We start from the raw sequence: 20,158 nt of genomic DNA, 5'->3' as shown, positions 1-20,158 counted from the left end.
TTAACCCCCGCAAGGTGAAGAAACGCAGTCAAGCTTGGCCCACCAAACGCGACTGCGACCGCAATCCGCCTCCGCCCAATGGCATCTTCGCCGACCAGGTGGAAATGTCGATTTAGCGGTATTGGCCTTACGGCCCACGGCTCACCCTTGCGATTTCCATTTGAATTAAATCAACAAGCCGTTGACGACTTCCGCTACGGCGAGGCGAGTTGCTTGGCGACTTCGTCGACGACGCTCGACCAATCGCCCATCTCGGTTTGACGAACCAGACGCATACTGGGATACCACGGCGTGTCGGCTCCCTGATTCTGCCATCGCCAATCGGGAACCTTGCCCAACATCACGGTCACGTCCACACCGATGGCTCCTGCCAAATGCGCGATTGCTGTGTCGGTGGTCACCACTGTATCGAGATTTTGCAGAATCGCGGCGGTGTCGGTAAACGCGCCTAGAGCCGAATCAATTCCCGTGGGTAATCGCACGATCGAATCGGCAAAACCACAATCCTGCAGTTGCGATTCCCCATAACCAAACTGCAAACTGACCAGCGAAACGCCGGGGATTTTTGCGAGCGGTTCGAGCGCGGCGAGCGGAATGCTTCGATAAACGTCGGCATGGTGCTCGGGATTGCCCTGCCAATTGATTCCAATCCGCCGCGTGACGGTGCCCTGCGAACCAGGAACATGCTGCTGCATCCAATCGGCCCATCGTTTGGTTTGCTCGGCACTCGCCGCCAAGTAACCTCGGCCTGCAGCGAACAGCGAATCGACCACCGCTAACTGTTTGGTTTGTTGGTACCAGAAATCGACCACGTCCAAGAATGATGCTTGATAATCAATCGGCGGGACGACCGATCCATTGGGCAGCAGCAAATCGATCCCGGGTAGCGACGAGAACAGCGGCATCATTTCGGCAGCACACTGAACGTACACGGTCGCTCCGGCTTGCTTCAGTAGCGATGCGACACGGATGAACTGGATCGCGTCCCCTCGACCTTGCTCGGGATACAGCAAGATCGATTTTCCGGCAATCGGCTGGCCTTGCCAAACCGGCGTGGGCAATTTGGGTCGATAGGTTCCCGGCATCGCCCAGCGCCAACGATACTCGGCCCACCCAATGTCATAGTTCCCTAACAACAAATGGATCACTCCGAGATTGCGGTGCAATTCCGCATTCTTGGGATCGATCTGCAATCCTTCGGCGTACCATTTCAAACCACGCTCGATCTCGCCGGACCAAACCCACAGCGTGCCGCGGTTCTTGAGCGCCGAAAGGTAGCCCGGTTGTTGCTCGAGCGCCGTCGCCAACGCCTGCTCGGCCTCGTCGATCTTCCCGAGCATTCGCAGCGAATTGCCAAGATTGTTCCAAGCAATGGGAAACTGCGGACGAATCGCCAACGCTTCGCGATAGACGGCAACGGATTGCTCAAAGTCGCGTTGATCAAAAAACGCGATCCCCAAATAGACCAAGGCATCCGCGTTCTTTGGGGAATTCGCCAGCACGTGGCGATAAACTTGAATCGCCTCATCAAGCTTTCCCGCTTGATGCCGTTGCCAGCCTTGTTGCAATAATTCATGGACGGTGGGCATCGTGCTTGGGTTCCCTGATTCGCCAGCGACTCGTCAAAGCGGATACAAAAAATGGCGATGCACTTGAAACAAGCACATCGCCATCGATTGTTAATACAAATGGATCGACTTGACTAGTCGAGGAAGCCTACCAAATCCTGGCTACGGCTCGGCTGTTGCAGCTTTCGCACCGCCTTGGCTTCGATTTGTCGAATACGCTCACGAGTCACTTTGAAAATGTGCCCCACTTCTTCGAGCGTATAGCTGTAACCGTCCCCGAGACCATAACGCAGTTTGATGATCTCGCGTTCACGATACGACAACGACTTCAACACTCCGGTGATGCGGTCACGCAGCATTTCTTGCGTCGCACCGATTTGCGGGCTCTCTGCGGCACCATCGGGAAGCAGATCACCGAACTGGCTGTCTTCGCTGTTGCCAACGGGACGATCCAACGAAATCGGGAAACGGCTCATCGTCAAAACACGACGGGCTTCTTCGACGGTCACATCCGCGCGACGCGCGGTTTCTTCGATCGTGGGTTCACGTCCGAGTTCTTGCAGCAATTGGCGAGCAACGTTTCGCACGCGGCTCATCGTTTCGACCATGTGAACCGGGATACGAATCGTTCGGCTCTGGTCAGCAACCGCTCGGGTGATCGCTTGGCGAATCCACCACGTCGCGTAGGTACAGAATTTGAAACCACGACGATATTCAAATTTGTCGACCGCCCGCATCAAACCGGCGTTCCCTTCTTGGATCAAATCCAGGAACGACAAACCACGGTTGCGATACTTTTTAGCGATCGAAACCACCAGACGCAGGTTTCCTTCGCTCAGTTCACGTTTGGCTTGTTGGTACTCGGCGTACACCTTGTTCAACATCGCCACGCGATTGCGTAGTGAAGTGGGGGTTTCCTGGCACGCGGTCAAAATCTGGCGTCGCTCGTGAAGCAATTTCTCGCGGACTTCACGACCATGTTTGGTGCGTTTTTGGTCCGAAATGATGTGGTCGATTTCGGTCAAACGATGCGAGAATTTTTCGAGCAAGTCGATTCGCGTTTCAATTCGCTGGGTACGCAGACCGAGCTCTTCGATCAAACGTACGGCACGACGACGACGACGGGCAAGCGACCGCCACGCTTCGACGCGGCGTCGCTGCGAGGCCGCCTTGCTGAGTGCGACTTTCCAATCGTGTCGATTGCGTCGCAGCAAGGTTTGCAGCGTTCGCAGGTTGTGTGGCAAACGGCCGACGATCTGTTCTTTTTCCAAATGGTCGGTGACCGAAACTTGAACGGTACGGTCAAACGGCAATTGGCCGCGGTAAACCTTCTTCAGCGTCTTGTAGGCTTCGACGAGAACGTAATGGTTCTCGAGCAATTTGGTACGGAACCGACGGCGTGTTTCTTCGATCCGCTTGGCAAGTTCAATTTCTTGCTTTCGTGTCAGTAGCGGAATCTCGCCCATTTGGGTCAAGTACATCCGAACCGGATCATCGGACCACGTTTCGGTTTCGTCACCAGCAAGCAGTTCGTCGGGGCTTTCGAGTTGGACTTCGCCATCGGCAGCAGAAGCCATAGCGACGGCAGCATCGTTGTCGTCGCTGTCGTCAACGGGCAGCTTGCGAAAACTGCCGGTCACGGCTTCGGTGCTTTGGACGGTTACGTCATCAAATTCGTCCAAGAGTGTATCGAACAAAGGGGAACTCCTAGCGGAACAGTGTGAGATATGAGGGCTAAAAATCGGTTTCGTATCAAGTCAAACGAAACGAGCAATCATGTGGTCGATGGCCAAGTGGTGGATGACAATCGTGAAAATTTATCGATGTGCAAATGAGTAATCGTGCAAGTGAGTAATGGTGCAAGTTGACGAAGGAATGAGCGGAAGCCCCCTGTGAACTTCATTTCTTATTGAACTTCATTTCACATTGAGATGCGGAACAAGCTGACTGAGAACGAGTTGACTAAGAACAAAGTTGCTCCTTAACTCTACACCACAGTGGACTCATTATTGCGACAGTACTTCAAATGGAAGGAGTTTCTAGATGAATGGGTTGTTTGCATTAGTCACGAAATGAGCTTTGCGGAAACGGTTCGTGGGATCGGTACCGCAGTTTGACCGATGGAGACCAAGCAAAGAGAGACCCTCTTTGCTAAGAGCACCACCGAATGACAGACTGCCCGATTGCCCCATTGACCGCCGGTTGCCCAATCGACCGGTCGTCACTTGGTACGAACCAACCCAACGTGGCTGCCGTAATCAAGAGTTTCCCCGGTCCAAACACTTCCAAGCCTCGTGACCTCAAATTTAAGTATGCCCTAAATATCAAGTCGCTCCGCTTTCCTTGCCTCCATGGCAACATTCGGCAAATGACCACTCTTGTAGGTGGGACCCGATCCTTCCGGTCCACCAGGACGAACAAAACAGTTCGCTATTGTTACCACGAGTCACCATGAGCGGTGTCCGACGCGGTTGCGGAGTAAAGTGAGAGCAAGTCACACGATTTCTCCGTCAACGGGTGGGAGCGGTAGGGGTTGGCGGTGGCGCCGTTTGCACACTTTGGATTTTAGTCAGGTTGCCTTCGTGGTCCACCCACTTCGCCTTCAATTCTTTTTCATTTGATCTTCATGTACCAACTTTCGTGCCCTCACTGCCAAAAAGTGATCCTTGTCACCCCCTCACAAGCGGGTGATAGCGTCTCCTGCCCTTCCTGCGAGCAATCGGTCGCGGTCCCTCGGCTTGGGGAACTCAAACGGCTGCCCAGGGACGAATCGGCCTCTGCGGCGACCAACGAGCCCCCTTCCTACAACGAAGCCGGCTCGGGCCGGACGTTCGGCACCCTGGCTTTGGGGCTGATTTGCACCGCAAGCCTATTGATTGCCGCTTACTGCGGCATTCGCTGGGCACTGATCGACGCCCCGGTCAACACCGAGATCCATCTGCAAGAGGTCCGCGACGTTTACCCAACTCGAAATCCCGCTGAACTGCTGCGGGAATACGAGCAGATGGAAGAGGCTGGGCTCGAACTGCCTGTCCCCTATGGCTACAAACGGGTCCAAAATTTGAAGCAGGGTTGGGGACAAAATGCGGCCATCGCGGGCGGTGTCGCGATTTTGACATTGATCGGAGCGATTCTTTTTGCTTCCTCAGGACGATCGCGAAGGCGATAACCGCTTGCCGCGTTTTTAGAAGACACTTGGTACAGAAGTCGCCAATCAGGCGGCACGTCAGTCCGGCTTGCGCCGCAAGACATAGACTACATCCTCGGTCGATGCGTCGACCTCGATGGGATGATCCAGGTCGTAACCAAAGTCGTACGTGGCAGCGACCTCCCAACACTTGCTCGATTGGATCAATCGATTCATCTGTTTTGGGGTATAGCTTCGCAACACAAGTTCATCGGTGATCCGAAAACTGTGCGATGGACTGTGGATATCAAAACGAATGCCAAACCGCTCAATGCGGCTTTCCGTATTTCGTTCGTTGGTCCACATGTGCGTGCTGATTGCCAAGTGTCCGCGTCGCGCCGACCACGACTCGGTCTCACTCGGGGCGACTTCGGTCGGGGTCAAATGGATGCCCAACAGATACAGCCCGCCGGGGCGAACGACTTCGCCCATGCACTGCAAATGCCCCCGTGCCTCACGCTCGCTACAGAGATGGCGAAAGCTATTGATGGTGTTAAACGCCAGATCGCATTTCCACTTCGTTGTGAAGTCCGACATGTCGGCGACAAAGGCGGATTCCCGTACGCCATGACGACGAAAACGAGCATTACAAAACTCGACCGCCTTGGGATTCAAATCGAGCCCGTCGACGCGGAACCCTTTTTTGACAAGTGCATAGAGTAGCCGGCCGGTGCCACAAGCGGGCTCAAACATCCGTTTCGGAGCACGCTGCATCCACTCACTTCCGCAGCCCTTAATGAACTTGACCTCGGCGGCGCAATCGGCGCCAAACACGAGATCGTAATATTTTGGATGGTCGTAGATGGATTCGTTGAGCGTTTCGATCGTTAGGGACTCCCAAGCCGAGCGGAGGTGAGCACAAAGGGATGAAGGATCATAGCGGCAATCAGCTGGATTGGGGGGCGGAATCGAGCAAACTGATGATCAACGGAAGCAATTGTTTTTTGCGACTGACCACCTCTTCGAGTTCGTACAGATTCTCTTCGAGTTCCGGGTAGTTGATTTCATCCCACCCCTCCGGTTCGCGGCTCATCAACAACAGGCTGCCGTTGCTGGAGATGTCGGTGACCAGCAGCGCAGAGAAGTCGAGCTGGTTGTCTTTTGCCAATTGCTCAAGCGCTGCGGCCAATTCATCCTTGCGCTCCCAGAACAAGTCAAAACCAATTTCTTCGATCTGCGAAATCGAGAATTTGACTCCCGCCTCCTCAAATTCTTTGCAGTCTTCACGCACCACACGGCCTGCTTCTCCGGATCGCAGCGCCGAACCGACCTCGAAGAACTCGGTCGCGTATTCCTCCAAGTCAAACGCACAAAACTGCTGCAACCACTGCAAAATATCGCGATCCACATCGGTGGTGGTGGGCGAACGCAAAAACAAGGTGTCGCTGATGATGCCCGACGCCATGCACAGCGCCACCGCAGCAGAGGGTTTCAAATCCGCCTGCCGAAACAAGCGAGCGACGAGGGTGCAGGTCGACCCTACCGGTTCCAAGGTGAAGCGAATCGGATTGGACGATTTGAGCGATCCGCCAAGGCGATGATGATCGAGCACCTCGGTGATGATCGCGTCTTCGGCCCCCTGCACCGCTTGCGATAACTCGTTGTGGTCGACCAATACCAATTCGGGCATCGGCGGGTTGACCAAGTCGCTCTTGCTGAGCACGCCGACGAGTTTTCCGTTGTCGAGTACGGGAAAGACGGTTTGCGAAGAGCGAAAGATTTGTTGACGTGCCGCTTCGACCGGCATCTTTGCCGGCAGCGAAATGAAGTCGCGTTGGATCACCGAATCGATCAAGCGAGCCGCCTTGATTCGCATCGTGGTGGTCGCCGTGTCATAGGGACTGATGATCACCGAGACGCCGCGGGCCTGGGCCAAGTGCAACAACCCGCTCGACAATTCGTAACCGCCCGCGATCACCATGGCGCGAACGCCCAACTCGAGTGCGGGCAATTGGATCGTCGGTCGATCGCCGCTGACGACCAACAACCGCTCGGCCGAAAACTGATTCATCCGCTGCGTGAATCCTTCGGCGCTCATCGCCCCAACGGTCACAACGAACTCGTCGGTCCGGTCGGGGTCAACGACGTGCTGGAACGTCCCGCCCAGCACCGAAGCGACTTTGGTCAGGTTACTGCAAACCTCGCGTGAATGGATCGGATCAACGCCGCCTTGAAGCACCAATTCGAGCAGTTCCAATAGCGTCACGATCCCGACGACCTTGTCGTTGTCATCGACGATCGGAATCGCCCGCAGACCATGCTCTTTCATCCGCTGGTAGACTTCGTAGAACACCTCGGATTGACGAGCAAAGACGACGTCGCGTTGGCACACGTCCTCAATCTCGGGCCGCACATCCATGATGATTCGCGGCGGCGGCAACTTGGCTTTCCGCAGCGCGAATTCAGTCCGCTGGTTGGGGGCCCCACAACAAGCGGCGACTGCATCGGGACGCGTCGTTTTCTTCAAAAAATCGGCGTAGGCAATCGCACTGCAAATCGCATCGGTATCGGGATTGCGGTGCCCGAAAACAAAGACAGTCATGGTTTGGCTCGTACCGCGAAACGCAGCAAAGAGAGATTAGAATAAAAGTCAAACATCATGCAGCCGGCCGAAGACTCGACCAGCATCGGAGGCAGCGAGCTTGGACGCAGGCCGCCCTCAAGATTCAGGCAATCGCTGAATCGCCGCAGCGACAATCGCATCCGGTTCGGCCATCCGTCCCTCGCCACGAACACGGCAACTAAGCCAACCCGATTCCGGACCGACAAAATGACATCCATCGCGACGCAACGTCTCGACGTTCCGCTGGACCGCCGGCTTGCTCCACATCGACGCACTCATCGCCGGTGCCAGCAAAACGGGACATTCGGCTTGCAAGTACATCGTGCTTATAAGATCGTCGGCGAGCCCTGAAGCAAACTTTGCTAAAAGATTCGCAGTTGCCGGAGCTACGATCAACAAGTCCACATCGCGAGTCCATTCGATGTGAGCCCCTAACGGAAATCGCCCAGGATCAAAGGAATCCTGAGCGACCGTTTTTCCGGACAGCGCCGCGAAAGTGGCGGCGCCGATAAATTGAGATGCCGATGAGGTCATGGCCGTACGCAGATCGTAACCCGATTGAACGAGTCGACTACAAACGGTCGCCGCTTTGTAGGCCGCGATCCCCCCACCGACGGCGAGCAAGATTGCTCGCCTCTGCTCGCTCATAGATCCGACGCATCCAAATCAGGGCCGTCCGAAGCGGCATCGGCAGCCGCGGTGAGTTCTTCGAGCGATTGGACTTCGTTGTCCATGTTCAAGACGATTTTGTCTTGCATGATTTCCTGCAACACAATCGTCATTTTGTCGTGCGTATCGACGTTCACCAGCGCCCGGCTGCCTTGGTTTAATTGCACCAAACGCTTTTGGATCAGCGTGCTTAATTTAAACCGACCACCGACCTTGTTAACGATCTCTTCTTCTTTTAGCTCTTCGAGCATGGTTGTTTTTCCTTTTGGTCTTTCAAAATTTGGCAGATTTCCGAGACGGCTCGATCGACCGACCCATTGATGATTTCGTATTGGTAACGATGCATGAACTGCATCTCGCGGCAGGCGGTTTCCAGCCGCGCTGCAATCGCTTCCTCGGACTCGGTCCCGCGTGTGCGAAGCCGCCGCTCGAGCTCTTCCATCCCACCGGGGTGAATGAACAGTGTAATCGGGCTGAACTCTTTGTGATCGAGGACTGCCAAGGCCCCTTGGACATCGATCTCCAAAATAACCCATTTGCCAGCTTCCAGACCAGTGGCGACCTGATCGCGGAGCGTGCCATACCAATGGCCACGCCCGAACACCTCCTTGCACTCTAGGAAGTCGCCCGCTTTGCGTCGCCGCTCAAATTCGTCGTGGCTCAAGAAAAAGTAGTCCACTCCGTGCTGTTCCCCAGGCCGTGGGCCGCGGGTGGTCGCCGAGATACTCGATTGCAGTGGCAACGGGCACTCTTTTCGCAATCGGCGCACCACCGTTGATTTACCCGCTCCACTCGGACCGGAAATGATGATCAGCCGACCGCATTGTTCCAAATTCATGTCTTGCCTTCGCTGGATTATTCGAGATTTTGGACCAATTCTCGCATCCGTTCGATTGCACACTTGATCTCGACGACATGCCCCGAAATTTCCGTCTGCGACGCCTTGCTGCCGATCGTGTTTGTTTCTCGCAGCATCTCCTGAACAATAAATTCGAGTTTGCGGCCCGATGGCTCGGGATCGCCCGCCGCTTCGCCACCGCCAGCGGCCTGGTTACTGCCAACGGCCTGGTGACTGCCAGCGGCCTGATTGCCGCCTGAGGCATTGCCGCTTAGCGTTTGCAAGAACAACTGCAAATGGCTGCCCAGCCGGGTGATCTCTTCGCTGTAGTCCACTCGGTCGGCATAGATCTGAACTTCGCGTAACAGATCGATCATTGGCACTTCGATGTCATGCTGAGCCAACACGCGTTGAATCTTGGTCTCTAAACGCTTTTGGTAGGTATCGACGCTTCGCGGTCCAAGCTCGGCAATCCGATCGACGTGATCGCGGATCACATCACAATCCTCTCGCAAACTCGCCGCCATATGCGCTCCCTCGTGAGCCCGCATTTGGTCGAGACTTGCGACTGCATCGCGAATCACCTCTTCGACCGCCGACCAAACCGCTGGCATGTCGACGCGTTCTTGGGACCGCGGGACCACCACGCCTGGCAACATCGCCAACTGCGCCAAATCGATCGTCACACCATTACCGGCAAACGTCGCCTTAGCCTGCTGAAGCTGCTCGAAATAGGCACCCAACACCGCTTGATCAATCTGAGGCAGCGTTTCCGAGGAAGGCCGCTTCCAAGTGACCGTTAGATTGATGCTGCCGCGATGGATCAACTTGCGAACCAACGACTCGATTCGCGAATCAAACGCCGATAGTCCGTCGCTTGATCGCAGCGAGCATTTGAAACCGCGATTGTTGACAGTGCGCACCTCCACCACAAACGTACCAAGATCCGTTTGCAGCGACGCATGACCTTGACCGGTCATGCTGCGAGCATTTTCAGGAGTCACAGAGCTCATGCAGTCTACTTGTCGCCGTCACTGTCAGCCGGTTCTGCTGCGGTGTCCGTCGCAGCGGCATCGGTGGTTTCGCCTGCATCTGCTTCGCTGCTAGCATCGTCGGCGTCGGCAACTGCACCGCTGGTCGCAGGAGTTAGTTCGACTGAGTTTTCGGTCGTCTCCGAGCTTTCGGTGGTCGCTTCGCCGCTGGACAGTCCCGCACCTAGACCGGTGGTTCCTTCGCCATCAAGCTTGGGCAGTTTGAACGTTTCGCCTGCTGGATCTTTGTCGCCACCACCGGACTTGATCACCGAATCGGCGGTCGTCGTCGAAGCATGGGTGCCGAGCAACCACATGGTGAATGCACACGAGAACGCCCACACGGTTGCAACGACCACGGTGATCACGGTAAAGGTGTCTCCGGCCTTACTACCAAATGCACTTTGTCCACCAGGACCTCCGAGTGCTCCGGTCAATCCGCCACCCTTTCCACGTTGGATCAGCACCAACAGAATCAAAAACAGCGACAAAAATCCCATCAAGAAGCCCAAGATGGCTCCTTCAAGCGACGCAATCAGCAAAAATCCAGCGATCTGAGCGATCATGACTTTGTTCGTCCTTCAAATAGACAATATTAGTAGTTGTGTGTTCCGCGGCGGTGCGGTTTTCAGCCAGCCGCGATAATTCCTGCGAAGTCTTCGGCTTTCAGACTCGCTCCGCCGACCAAAGCTCCGTCAATGTTCGGTTGTCCAAGCAATTCCTTGGCATTGCCTGGTTTGACGCTGCCACCGTATTGAATCCGGATCTGTGCCGCTACGTCGGTTGTGAACATCTCGCCCAACAATTTGCGAATCAGGGCATGAACCTCTTCGGCTTGCTCGGGCGAGGCCGTTTTGCCAGTGCCGATCGCCCATACTGGTTCGTAGGCCACGACGATTCCGGCCGCGCGAACTTCATCAAGTCCTTCCAGCGATCCACGAACTTGCGTTTCGATCACTTCTTCCATTTTACCCGCTTCACGCTCTTCGAGCGTTTCGCCGACGCACACGATTGGCACCAAGTTGCCGGCAAGCGCCGCATGCAGCTTCTTGCTGACGTCCGCATCGGTTTCGCCCATCAACGCACGACGTTCGCTGTGGCCCAGGATCACGAAGCCGCAACCGACATCGGTCAACATCGATGCGTTGACTTCGCCGGTGTACGCCCCATCTTCGGCAGCGTACAGGTTTTGGGCCCCCAATTGGACTGGAGTGCCCGCGACTGCATCCGCAACGCTGGACAGATAGACCGAAGGTGGACAGAGGACCACTTGAACGGACGGTGTTTCACCGACGGCGGCAACCACTCCCTTGGCCAGTGCCACTGCACTGTCACAACGAGTGTTCATTTTCCAGTTACCAGCAATGATTGTTTGACGACTCAACCCATTTTCTCCGGAAGCGGGGACACAGTTTTTCCAAACAGCTTAGCAAGTTCTTTCATTTGGTCTGCTAGCTGACGATATTGATCGGGTAATAAAGCTTGGGGCCCATCGCTTTTGGCTTCTTCGGGGCAATCGTGCACTTCGATATGCACGCCATCGGCTCCAGCGGCCAAACCGGCCAATGCACAGGCGGGGATCAAATCCGGCCGACCTGTTGCATGCGACGGGTCCACGATCACGGGCAAGTGCGACAAATTATGAATCAAAGGAACCGCGGCAACATCAAACAGATTCCGCGTCGCGCTGTCGAACCCTTTGACCCCACGCTCACAGAGCACCACGTTCATGTTGCCTTGCGACAGAATGTACTCGGCACACATCAACAAATCGGTGATCGTAGCGCTCATGCCGCGTTTTAGAAGCACTGGCCGCTTCGACTTGCCAACTTCGGTCAACAAGGCAAAGTTCTGCATGTTGCGTGCACCAACCTGCAACATGTCCGCATGTTCAGCGACCAATTCCACCAAACGAGGATCGGTAACCTCGGTGACAACCGGCATATTGAACTTGTCGCCCACTTCGCGAAGTAGCTTCAGACCGGCTTCGCCAAGTCCCTGGAACGCGTAGGGGCTGGTTCGTGGCTTGTAGGCGCCGCCGCGGAACAGGTTTGCTCCCGATTCGCAGACGCTTTCTGCGATTCGAAACATGCGGTCGCGGTCTTCGACACTGCACGGGCCCGCGATCATGCCGAGATGCCCATTGCCGATTTTCACCCCAGAAACGTCGACGATGCTCGGTTCGGGGTGGGCTTCGAGCGAGGCCAGCTTGTAGGGCGGCAGGACGGGGATGACCTGGGCCACGCCAGGAATCGCGTGCAGCGGCTCGGATTGCAGTTTTTCTTCGTCGCCGATGATGCCGACAATCGTGCGAAACGTCCCACGGCTGAGGTGGTGTTGCAGCCCGAGAGCCTCGATCCGACGAAGCACGTGATCGATTTGCTCTTCCGTTACGTTGCTTTGCAGAATGACGATCACGGCGTAGGTGGCCTGTGAATAGTAATGGGCTGTCGGAGAATGCCGAATTGGGCAAGCGGGGCAATGTAGCAGGCAAACCGCAGAATCGTCGAGGCCAATGGGGGCTTGCGGCACCGTATTTCTTTGCTCGGCACCGCTGGCTAAGCCAAATAAGCCCCTCAAGAACCCGATGACTGAGAATCCGCACTCGACTTAGCTCACCTACCGACGCCCGATGCCCTCCACTTGTCGTAGTAAACGGGCGTTTTTATGGCAGATCCGCGTGGAGCCGCCCGGCAGAGAGATTCAAGAGATTCAAACGATCACTCGCCCCAACCAGACGGCACTTGGCTGTTGATTTGGTGCGCCGCGATGCGGATAGCGGCCGGGCTGCACGTAGGAGCGGCCGGAACCAAGCGAACCCGACTGAAGAGTGGGCCGAGGATTGAGCTAGCCTCTGATCTCGACGCAACGCCCCAACTTCCGCAGTCTCGCGGAATGGGGATCATACGTTCATTAACGGCAGTGAAATGGAGAGGCGGTGTTAAGGGAGATGGATTGTGAGAAAAGCGTGCAAGCCAAGAGCCGAGAAAGCCGATCAGAACCAGACTTGCCCAGCGGTTTGGTTGTGTGAGAGGTCCTGCAGAGCAAGCCAATTCCTGCCAGCCCCCATCCGCCCACCAACAAATGCTAGCAATCACCTCACCAGGGACAGAGCCCACCTCACTAGGGACCACCTCACTAGGGACAGAGCCTGTTTTTGGGGGATCCATGCTTTTCAAGCGTTTTTTGCGTGTTTTAGTGAGGACTGACTTCATTGGGGACAGTGACCTCATCGGGGACAGAGCCCGACGAGGGGGGGAGGCTGGGAGAGCGTTTGCAAGCAAGAGACGGGCACCGCTTCCATGCGAACCTGACGCAACCAAAAAACAGGAGAACTTGCGGGCAGACTCGTGAAATCAGAAGGACTGAAATTAAAGGGACAGTCCCGGTAGACGGGTAGACTGGAGGGGATAGCGATGGCGGGGACAGTGCCCAGGAAACAGTCCCCTGGAAACGGGGACATAGCCCTCACAAAGGGACAGACACTGCAAAGGACGAAAAGCTGGTGGGAACGGCCTCGAATTCTCTTTCTCCAAACCAGGGTAGTTTGCTACAACGGACCTACGGGGCAACACCGGCTCCCCAGTCGAGCCCCCTTGAAACTCCCCCCTGACGATAACGGCAGATGGTTTCCGAACCGATTTCGCCACTTTCGCTGGGACCTACGAATCGACCGCACCCTTCATCGTCCCCATCGCCTCCACTTGGCCAACACCGTTTTCATTCCGTTCACTCCATTCTCTGACCATAGTTAACGATAGCATGCGAGTTCTTTACGAAGGTTCCATATTCGAGATGCTTCGTTGCGGAGGCGTTGCACGTTATTTTGTCGAGCTGATCAATCGACTTCCGGCGCAAACCACGCCGATCATGCTAGGACCGGAAGAACCGGCGTCGGGGATTACGCACCCTCATTTTCAATACGAAACGGTGGCAACGCGGCCGCCGCTGAAGTTCCTGCGGAAACTTTGGCATCCTGCCCAGCACGGCCGGATCAACCAACGGATGCGAGCACAGCAAGCCGACCTTGTCCATTGGACCTATTACCAAGGTCTGTGCCGACGTCCGATCCAGCGGTCTGCCGTGCCAACGGTGATCACGGTCTACGACTTTATCCACGAAGCGTTTCCCGATACCGATCCGACTGGCAAGTCATTGACGATGAAGGCCAGGGCGATCGACGTGGCGGACCATATCTGCTGCATTTCGCAAACCACGTACGACGAATTGTGCGAGCGGTTTCCGGCTGCCGCAGATCGTGCTTCGATCACCTCGCTGGGAAGTGGATTGGCCAATGTGAATGCTGCTCCGCTGCCCGAAGAACTCCGTGGGCGTCCGTTCGTGTTGTTCGTCGGTCGACGCGGGGGCTACAAGAATTTTGACTTGCTGTGGCGTGCTTGGAACAAGATGAAGCAGGCAACGCCCGATTTGAACCTCGTGCTGGTGGGCCCGCGAATGAAACCGCGTGAGCAGGCTGCGCTGGGATGGTCCAACGAGGATCCCCGCACGCAGCTGTACGTTGCCGCTGACGATTCGTTACTGAAAACGCTGTACCAGCACTGCAACGCCTTTGTTTTCCCTTCGAAAATGGAAGGTTTTGGATTGCCTGTGCTCGAAGCAATGATCAATGGATGCCTGGTCTTTGCCTCATCCTGTGCTGCGCTGCGAGAAGTCGCGGGCTCGGCAGGCTATTTCTTTGACCCCGAAAACGTCGACGAGCTTGCCGAACTGCTGATTGCCGCTGGCAACAACACCATCACCGACCGTGATAGCAAAATTGCTGCCGGTCATTGCCGTGCCGATTATTTTTCCTGGGAAAACACTGCCGCGCAGACGATAAAGGTCTATGAAGACTTACTAAATCGAAATTGCGTGCGTCATGCCGCGTAATTGATAACCTTTTCAAGGGCCCGGCCATGGCAGTGGATTGCCTCGTCTGCAACGGACGTTCGGAATCATTCGCACGAGCAACCATCCTGAGCCGCTACGAGATCGAATACTTTCGCTGTACCGATTGCGAATTCATTCAAACCGAAACCCCGTACTGGCTAGACGAAGCGTATGACTCGGCCATTGTGTCGACGGACGTTGGACTGGTAGGGCGAAACGAAGCGTTTGCAAAGATTGTCGATCGCACGCTGCGATTGGTGCTGCCGGGGGTCGAATCAGGCGTCGACTACGGCGGCGGCTATGGCATGTTCACACGGATGATGCGTGACCGTGGCCACGATTTTTCGCACTACGATCCGTATTGTGAAAACCTGTTCGCGAAAGGCCACGAAGTCCAACCCGATGCCAAACAGTTTGACCTGGCAACGGCATTCGAAGTCTTCGAGCACATGGCGGATCCGCACAAAGACCTAAAGACCCTTGATTCGCTCGGGGCGAACTGGATCATCTCCACTCGGATTGTTCCCGACCCGGCGCCGCAACCTGACCAGTGGTGGTACTACGTGCTCGAGGGTGGTCAACACATTGCGTTGTGGTCCCATCGAGCCCTGCAATCGATCGCCTCGCAATACAAGCGGCACTTGACCATCACGCGGCGAGGCATGCATTTGTTCAGCCAACAAAAGGTCAGCCCGTTTCTGGTGCGGAGCGTGATCCGCAATCGCTCGATTCGCGTGTTTGACGGCTTCCGCAAACGCAAATCCTTGCTGCAAGCGGATGCTCAACGAGCCATCGAGCGAACCAAACGCCATGCGGCATGATGCCCATCGCTTTTCGTCCGCTGTTCAGGCCGCAGCTTTGCGTCGCGAAATCGCTTCGCGTCGCACAAAGATTGCGTCGGCTTGACCGCTCGACGGCGTGACCTCTGACCACGTGGGACTCGGTAGCATCAGCTCATAGCCGAGCCGACTCATCGATTCAATCGATTCCTGCCACTCGTGCGGATTTTCGCCCTTTGCCCGCCTCGACGATGCCGCCGGCGAAATCGACAACGGCATCTGAATCGCCACGATTCGCTCGAGACACCCGCTGGACCCCGCCAAAACGCGGTGTTCGTGCCCCTGGACATCCAGTTTGACGAAACATCGATCGCCGCTGGTGTAATAGTCATCGAACATTGCATCGAGACGTCGAGTGCGCACCGAGACACGGCCAACCCAAACCTCCGCCCCGCCATCGGATTCCGAAGCGACTGTGGCGGCGTCCTCACCGTGATTTTGTAACGAGTGGCTACGTCCGTTTGCGGCCACGCTCAAGATCGCCGTGCCGTTTTTGTCGCTCAGCGCGAAGGGTTCGGCTTTCCAATTACGAAAACCACGACGAGTCTCACTCAGCGTCGCATACGTCTTGGGATCCGGCTCGAACGAGATAATCCGTCCCACGTATCCGTGATGGATCAGACCTTGGCTGTATTGCCCACAATTGGCACCGACATCCAAAACCAAATCGATGTCGTATCGCCGCATCAATGCGATGCCTTCACTGCCATGCGTGTGAGTTTTGCTCGAACCCGCATTGTGGTGACGTGTTTTCAGTAAAGCGTCGGTCTCTTTCGACCGCGACGATGGCCATGACGAAGCGTCTGACATCTGGAGAGTCCAACATCCTAATGAACGACACGGTATCCCAATGAACCACGGTGCGATGCTGCGAAGCCAACACAACCCTCCACTGTTGAGACCGCTCCGCTTCGGTCCACGCCAATGGCAACATCGATTGGCACACCTTAGCGATTTCCGCCAATTTCCCGCAACATCGCTTTGTCGCTGCGAGATGATCCGTCGTCGTTATCCTTCGTCGGGCATCGACCGCCACACGTGGATTCGCAGAGTGATGGCAGCGGAAGCGAACCATTTGGCGTCACAGCCCCGCGGGGCGAGGCATCCGGCCACCAACGTCGCTCGATGGAACCACCTCGACGGTGCAAATCGGCCGCCCGACAGAACGACGCTGGACGGCTGGTTTTCAAATGGGACAACTTGTGCAAACGCGCATTCCGCCAGCTAGAATAAACCGTCGGCAAATATGAAGTATTGATTTGCAGTCCGAGTGAATACTGTTAACCTGCTCCCCTCTTCTCCTTCCAAATCAGGTGCCAAGCACAGGATTTGTCTTCACTGAAATGACGGAAATAAAATGACAAAAGTTGCGAATGCGAACACGGTTGTCGTGATCACCGAAAACGCGTTGACAGCGAGCTTTGGAACTTTGAACGAAGACAACTCGCCGTTTGTGAGTTTGGTGACCATCGCTTCGCAAAGCCCCACGTCGGTGCTGATGCTGCTAAGCGGCTTAGCCCAACACACCAAAAACCTTAGTCACAGCGTCCGCTGCTCGCTGATGGTTGTCGAGGAATGTGACCAAACAATCGCTCCGCTCGCCGGGGCACGCGTCTCGCTGTGTGGAAGCTGTGTGCGGATCGCCAAAGACGAAGAAGAGGTGGCACGTGAGATCTTTCTTGGAAAACATCCTCATGCGACCGTGTATGCCGACTTCGACGATTTCACCTTCTACCGTTTTGACATCGACGAAGCGCATTTGATTACCGGCTTCGGCAGGATTGAAACGATCACGGCGGATGAGCTACGCAACCGCTGAGCTTGTTTCGACGCCCCACGAAGCGAAACGTCCGAGCGAATCAGCCTCGCTCCGTTTACTTCGCTTCGTTCTTACCTAACAGCAACATTGGACTTGGTGCATGAACGCTTCCCCATCGGACGACCACTCGAGCGACGACGATCCTGCCAACGACACCCCGTCTCAAGACGAATCGGTCGAGGAGATCCAGATCAACGAAAAATCACGGTCGCGTTCGGGCCAAGTGACCAACGACGTGAACTCGCAACAGATCGCTCAATTTGTCACCACCATCAAAAACGCCGAACAACAGGTGGGCGAGCACATCATCACGGCGCTGCAACACGAAGACACGGTCGCGGTGATCACCACGGTGGTGATCGGCGACGATGGTCAGCAGCGTGTGGTTTCAGCAGCATTGAATCCCACGCGACTGCAACAGGTGCAAGAACTGCTGCAAGCCGCGGCGGATGAGCGAGAAGACGAAGAGCCGTGCGTGGGATTTCACTGTTTGGTGAAACCCAAACCGACATCGTAAACCGGCGATCGCATCGCTCTCTACTCGGGATCGCCCCTACTTCCGGCTCGCCCTTATTCGGGATCGCCCTTATTCGGACTCGCCCCTATTCCGGCTCGCCCAGCTCGAGGATCTCGGCGGCAAGGTCCGGATCGATGATCTGTTTGAACTCGGTTTCTGGATTGATCAGTAAACCAAACCCTTCGGGCAAGAACTCGAGCAGCGTTTCGCCGTCGACGACGAACCCTTGCACTTCGTCTTCCTCGCTGAACAGATCGCCCATCTCGCCGACAAACAGTCCCGCATTCTCTTCGGAACTGAAGGCGACCAAGACGTCCGCATCTTCGATCTCGGCGGTCAACGCTCCCATGCTCTCTTCGTCACCATCGCCCTCATCTTCGTCGTCAATATTGATCAGCACGAAATCAAGTCCAAGCAGAATAGAACGGATTTCTTTTGCGTTGCGTTCGGTGATCGCAGCATCCAAAGCTTGGATGTGGGATTGAAAGGTCATGGACGCGTGGCTCGGTAAAAAGTTGAAGAAACGGAAAGAATGCTTTCGAATTGTCAATCACCAAGTGTATCACGCCGAGCCTCTCGATAGCAGATGCCAGAGATTCCCCCACTGGATTGGAGGAAATGCCGCCAAATTTCGGATTACCGAAGCCGTCATCGGGCCCTCGGGGCACAATGCAAACCGTTCCTCGTCCTGGCTGCGTCATTGCGTCCGATTCTTGTTCCGCCGTTGCTGAATTCAGATATACTGCCGGGACACCCAAAACTCTTCCATTTCACCAAGTGAGACAGGCTAATACCCCATGAATCGTCACAAACGCACCCCCTCTTCGGAGCAAACCGTTCAAAGCAATGGACGACGCGAATTCTTGAAAACGAGCGCGGTGGTGGGTGCGGCGACTTCCGCTCCCTATTTTTTCAGCGGTGCGAAATCGCAAGCGGCTGAAACCAAATCGAAGAACGACCGGATGACGATCGGCGTGATTGGTGCCGGGGGCATGGCCACGGGGAACATCGATTCTGCCAAAGAATGGTTGGATGTGGTGGCCGTCGCCGACGTCGACAAAACTCGCAGCGACAAATTCAATCAACGCTTTGCCGATGGAAAAGCCGACACCTACGAAGATTATCGGGAGATTTTGGATCGCCACGATATCGACGTCCTTCACATTGCCACGCCAGACCACTGGCACACCAAGCCGCTTGTCGAAGCGATGTTGGCAGGAAAAGACGTGTACTGCGAAAAACCGCTGACGTTGACCATCGACGAAGGCAAATTGATCCGCAAGGTACAAAAAGACACTGGGCGAATTGTGCAGGTCGGCACGCAGCAACGAAGCACGTTCCACTTGTTCGTCAAAGCGATGGCGATTGTTGCCGAAGGCCGACTCGGCAAGATCACTCAGGTTCAAGCCGCGATCGGCGGTGCTCCGTCGAGCCCCGAGATCCCGGTCGCCGAAGTGCCTGAGCACTTGAATTGGGACCGCTGGCTCGGCCCGGCGCCGAAGGTCGATTACCGCTACAGCAAACAGGGCAAACAAGCCCATACGAACTGTCACTACGAATTCCGTTGGTGGTACGAATACTCGGGCGGAAAACTGACCGACTGGGGTGCACACCACGTCGACATTTGTAACTGGGCACTCAAGTTAAACGGTCAAACCGAAGGACCGCTCTCGATCGGCGGGACGGCGAAACACCCCGTTGAATTTGAAAATGGATTCCCTGTCCAAAACGACCGTTACAACACGGCAACCGGGTTCCAGTTCAACGTTCAGTATCCCGGCGGTACCGAAATGATCATTCGCAACGACACCGATAACGGCGTCTTGATCACGGGAACCAAGGGCAAAATCTTTGTCAATCGTGGCAAATTGGTCGGTAAACCCGTCGAGGATTTGGCAAGCAACCCGTTGCCCGATGACGCGATTTCCAAGGTTTACAAGGGCTTGCCGATGGAACACAACGGACGCAAACAACACTGGGCCAACTTCCTACACTGTGTTCGCGAACGCAAAGAACCGATTTCGGATGTCCATTCGCACATGGAAATGCTGAACGTCTGCCATCTAGCAGGCATCTCGGCTCGCTTTGGCCGCGATCTAAAGTGGGACGATTCACAGGAGCAAATCGTGGGTGACGAAGAAGCCAACAGCTTCTTGGCACGTCCTTATCGCGAAGGGTATGAAATTGAGATGCGAAAGCCAGTGAAGAGCTAGCATCTTGATGAAGGACTAAGAATC

At 55.6% G+C, this 20,158-nt stretch carries 19 protein-coding genes; 6 read left to right on the top strand and 13 right to left on the bottom strand.

Annotation, left to right across the window (positions count from 1 at the left end; translation table 11 throughout):
• Positions 1–194 precede the first annotated feature (194 nt).
• Positions 195–1,589: a tetratricopeptide repeat protein gene (locus tag ABEA92_RS11820; protein WP_345684028.1), complete on the bottom strand. Its 1,395-nt coding sequence runs from the start codon at positions 1,587–1,589 to the stop codon at positions 195–197.
• Positions 1,590–1,702: 113 nt separating this feature from the next.
• Positions 1,703–3,265, bottom strand: coding sequence for a sigma-70 family RNA polymerase sigma factor (locus ABEA92_RS11815; protein ID WP_008697933.1), 1,563 nt, complete (start codon positions 3,263–3,265; stop codon positions 1,703–1,705).
• Between the two features lie 929 nt (positions 3,266–4,194).
• Here ABEA92_RS11815 and ABEA92_RS11810 point away from each other — a divergent pair.
• Positions 4,195–4,737 (top strand): hypothetical protein, encoded by a 543-nt coding sequence (locus ABEA92_RS11810; RefSeq protein ID WP_345684027.1) that lies wholly within the window; start codon positions 4,195–4,197, stop codon positions 4,735–4,737.
• A 57-nt stretch (positions 4,738–4,794) separates the two neighbouring features.
• Here the strand turns inward: ABEA92_RS11810 and ABEA92_RS11805 are convergent, their stop codons facing one another.
• The 9 genes from ABEA92_RS11805 to aroF form a co-directional block, all read right to left on the bottom strand.
• Positions 4,795–5,529, bottom strand: a complete 735-nt coding sequence (locus ABEA92_RS11805; protein WP_345684026.1) for a class I SAM-dependent methyltransferase — start codon at positions 5,527–5,529, stop codon at positions 4,795–4,797.
• Between the two features lie 112 nt (positions 5,530–5,641).
• On the bottom strand, positions 5,642–7,297 hold the full coding sequence (locus ABEA92_RS11800; protein ID WP_345684025.1) for a putative manganese-dependent inorganic diphosphatase: 1,656 nt from the start codon (positions 7,295–7,297) through the stop codon (positions 5,642–5,644).
• 117 nt (positions 7,298–7,414) lie between these two features.
• A complete protein-coding gene (locus ABEA92_RS11795) occupies positions 7,415–7,966 on the bottom strand; it encodes a flavoprotein (RefSeq protein ID WP_345684024.1) in 552 nt (183 codons plus the stop codon).
• Complete coding sequence (locus ABEA92_RS11790) at positions 7,963–8,238, bottom strand: DNA-directed RNA polymerase subunit omega (protein WP_345684023.1); 276 nt, start codon at positions 8,236–8,238, stop codon at positions 7,963–7,965. The genes ABEA92_RS11795 and ABEA92_RS11790 overlap by 4 nt, the downstream gene beginning before the upstream one ends.
• Positions 8,223–8,825: a guanylate kinase gene (gene gmk / locus ABEA92_RS11785; RefSeq protein ID WP_345684022.1), complete on the bottom strand. Its 603-nt coding sequence runs from the start codon at positions 8,823–8,825 to the stop codon at positions 8,223–8,225. Before gmk ends, ABEA92_RS11790 begins: the two co-directional genes overlap by 16 nt.
• A 17-nt stretch (positions 8,826–8,842) precedes the next feature.
• A complete protein-coding gene (locus ABEA92_RS11780) occupies positions 8,843–9,838 on the bottom strand; it encodes a YicC family protein (RefSeq protein ID WP_345684021.1) in 996 nt (331 codons plus the stop codon).
• Positions 9,839–9,843: 5 nt separating this feature from the next.
• Positions 9,844–10,422 carry a preprotein translocase subunit SecG gene (secG, locus tag ABEA92_RS11775; protein ID WP_345684020.1) on the bottom strand — a complete coding sequence of 193 codons (579 nt, stop codon included), beginning with the start codon at positions 10,420–10,422 and terminating at the stop codon, positions 9,844–9,846.
• A gap of 62 nt (positions 10,423–10,484) precedes the next feature.
• The gene (gene tpiA / locus ABEA92_RS11770; protein WP_345684019.1) at positions 10,485–11,240 is read right to left on the bottom strand and encodes a triose-phosphate isomerase; all 756 of its coding nucleotides are present in this window, start codon (positions 11,238–11,240) and stop codon (positions 10,485–10,487) included.
• Positions 11,237–12,274, bottom strand: coding sequence for a 3-deoxy-7-phosphoheptulonate synthase (gene aroF / locus ABEA92_RS11765; protein WP_345684018.1), 1,038 nt, complete (start codon positions 12,272–12,274; stop codon positions 11,237–11,239). The genes tpiA and aroF overlap by 4 nt, the downstream gene beginning before the upstream one ends.
• Positions 12,275–13,618: 1,344 nt before the next feature.
• Here aroF and ABEA92_RS11760 point away from each other — a divergent pair.
• Both ABEA92_RS11760 and ABEA92_RS11755 read left to right on the top strand, forming a co-directional pair.
• A complete protein-coding gene (locus ABEA92_RS11760; RefSeq protein ID WP_345684017.1) occupies positions 13,619–14,746 on the top strand; it encodes a glycosyltransferase family 4 protein in 1,128 nt (375 codons plus the stop codon).
• 26 nt (positions 14,747–14,772) lie between these two features.
• Entirely contained in the window at positions 14,773–15,567 is a 795-nt protein-coding gene (locus ABEA92_RS11755) for a class I SAM-dependent methyltransferase (RefSeq protein ID WP_345684016.1), read from the top strand.
• 24 nt (positions 15,568–15,591) lie between these two features.
• Here the strand turns inward: ABEA92_RS11755 and ABEA92_RS11750 are convergent, their stop codons facing one another.
• On the bottom strand, positions 15,592–16,395 hold the full coding sequence (locus ABEA92_RS11750) for an FkbM family methyltransferase (RefSeq protein WP_345684015.1): 804 nt from the start codon (positions 16,393–16,395) through the stop codon (positions 15,592–15,594).
• 547 nt (positions 16,396–16,942) lie between these two features.
• Between ABEA92_RS11750 and ABEA92_RS11745 the strand changes: the two genes are divergently transcribed.
• A complete protein-coding gene (locus ABEA92_RS11745; RefSeq protein ID WP_345684014.1) occupies positions 16,943–17,404 on the top strand; it encodes a HugZ family pyridoxamine 5'-phosphate oxidase in 462 nt (153 codons plus the stop codon).
• Positions 17,405–17,504: 100 nt separating this feature from the next.
• Positions 17,505–17,921, top strand: a complete 417-nt coding sequence (locus ABEA92_RS11740) for a hypothetical protein (RefSeq protein ID WP_345684013.1) — start codon at positions 17,505–17,507, stop codon at positions 17,919–17,921.
• A gap of 85 nt (positions 17,922–18,006) precedes the next feature.
• Here the strand turns inward: ABEA92_RS11740 and ABEA92_RS11735 are convergent, their stop codons facing one another.
• A complete protein-coding gene (locus ABEA92_RS11735; RefSeq protein ID WP_345684012.1) occupies positions 18,007–18,414 on the bottom strand; it encodes an SseB family protein in 408 nt (135 codons plus the stop codon).
• Between the two features lie 304 nt (positions 18,415–18,718).
• Between ABEA92_RS11735 and ABEA92_RS11730 the strand changes: the two genes are divergently transcribed.
• Positions 18,719–20,134: a Gfo/Idh/MocA family oxidoreductase gene (locus ABEA92_RS11730; protein WP_345684011.1), complete on the top strand. Its 1,416-nt coding sequence runs from the start codon at positions 18,719–18,721 to the stop codon at positions 20,132–20,134.
• Positions 20,135–20,158: the final 24 nt, after the last annotated feature.

The sequence above is a fragment of the Novipirellula caenicola genome (assembly GCF_039545035.1).
GTDB lineage: Bacteria > Planctomycetota > Planctomycetia > Pirellulales > Pirellulaceae > Novipirellula > Novipirellula caenicola.
Note: the sequence above shows the minus strand (reverse complement) of the source record. Positions and strands in the feature narration are given on the sequence as shown.